Genomic DNA, 1,572 nt, shown 5'->3' with positions numbered 1-1,572 from the left:
GTTGTCCGTGAAGAAGGCTCCCTAAGCGGCGGCGGCGGTTTGGCGGGTGCCGAATAGGCTGATGATCGCGGCCTGGATGAAGGCGACAAAAAGCTTCAGCCAGGCGAGGATGCGGCGGAAGTTGTAGCCGACGGCGGCGAGGACGGCGTTGGCGGCGTCGCCGATGGCGTGGGCGAGATGATTACGGCCCATGCGGTGGTCGGCCTTGAGATGTCCGATGACCGGTTCGACGGCCGCTCGCCTCTTCATCTCGCGCCGGATCGCGTCTGTCATGCCGCGCTTCTGGCCCGAGATGTAGACCTTGACGCGGTGGCTTTGAGGGGCGTTGTGACCCTTGTAGCCGGCGTCGGCGATGATCCGCGTGAGCGTCGCGCCGACCTGGCGCTCGATGGCGGGAATGACGGTGGCCAGTGTGTGCCCGTCATACGGCTTGCCCGGCAGCGCCGCGACATGGGTGACGAACTGGCCGCCCTTCGAGCGCTTCAGCGTGGTGGCGACGGAGACCTTGACGCCGAACTCATAGGGCCGATGGGCTTTTCCCTTGCCGATGCATTCGACCTCGGGCGCGTGCAGGCTGAAGACCCGGAGATCGGCGTCTTTCGGCTGGCCGCGGAGGGGAATGAGATTGCGGTTGCCGGCATGGACCCGGCGAGCGAGCATCAGTTCGTGCGCCACCGCCGCTTCCAGCTCGGCGTCGCCCTTGGTCTTGCGGACGATGTCGCGGATGACGCGGCCGAGATAGGTCCTGAGGGTTCTCAGCGCCTTGTTCGCCCGCTTGAACTGCTTGGCATGGGCATAGCGCTGCTGCTTGATCAGGGCATATTTTCCAACCCGCTCATAGGATTGGCGCAGATCGATCCCCAGCGTCTTGGCCAGCCGCACCAGCCGCTCGCGTGAACGCTGCATCAGCTTGGCATCGGTCGGATGGGCGACGGCCTTGGGCTGCACGGTGGTGTCGACGATAGCCGTGGTAAAGTCGGCGGGCTTGGCCGCGCCGGTTCGTGTCGCCGTGGCGAGGCTCTCCTGCAGCAGCGCGTTCAACCTCTCTTCGCCCATCCGCTGGCGCCAGCGCGTCATCGACGACCGGTCGAAGGGCAGCCTGTGACAGAAGAATTCCTCGCCGCAGAACAGTTGATAATAGGGGTTTTCCAGCCAGCGATCGCAGAGCGCCTCGTCGGACAGATCATGCATCGCCTTCAGGATGGCGAGCCCGGCCATCAGCCGCGTCGGCAGCGGCGGGTGGCCCGGCGCATCCGTGTAGACCGCGCCGAGCCGCTCCTCCAGAAACCGCCAGTCGATCGCCCGGCCGAGCCTGGCGAGCGCGTGGTTCGTGTCGACGATCTGATCGAGCCGGGCCCGGAACATGTCCGTCTGCCCGCTGTCCCGCCGCTCCTTCGGACGCATCCCGGCGCTCCCGATTCCTGGACCCGAAGGCCATGGAATCACGCTCAACGCCGCAACGCAATTTGCAAGTTTCTGCGGCCACAGACGGCTGAAACCGGCAAAAGTCAAATCTTTGCAGATGCCGATCAGTCAGCCATTTCAGTGGCTTCGAAATTCTTCACGGGAGAC

Annotated in this window: 1 protein-coding gene; it reads right to left on the bottom strand. The window is 64.9% G+C overall.

Features of this window, described 5'->3' with window-relative positions:
• Positions 1 to 21: 21 nt before the first annotated feature.
• Positions 22 to 1,404, bottom strand: a complete 1,383-nt coding sequence (locus LZD57_RS23910; RefSeq protein WP_233722090.1) for an IS5 family transposase — start codon at positions 1,402 to 1,404, stop codon at positions 22 to 24.
• Positions 1,405 to 1,572: the final 168 nt, after the last annotated feature.

Origin of the sequence: Jiella avicenniae (assembly GCF_021390325.1) — a bacterium.
In the GTDB taxonomy this organism is placed as follows: domain Bacteria; phylum Pseudomonadota; class Alphaproteobacteria; order Rhizobiales; family Rhizobiaceae; genus Jiella; species Jiella avicenniae.
The sequence above is the reverse complement of the archived record's forward strand: the minus strand, read 5'-3'. Positions and strand labels throughout refer to the sequence as shown.

Bases quoted from the DNA above. Each gene is read 5' to 3' on its own strand.
- LZD57_RS23910 (WP_233722090.1), bottom strand. From the start codon at position 1,404: ATGCGTCCGAAGGAGCGGCGGGACAGCGGGCAGACGGACATGTTCCGG.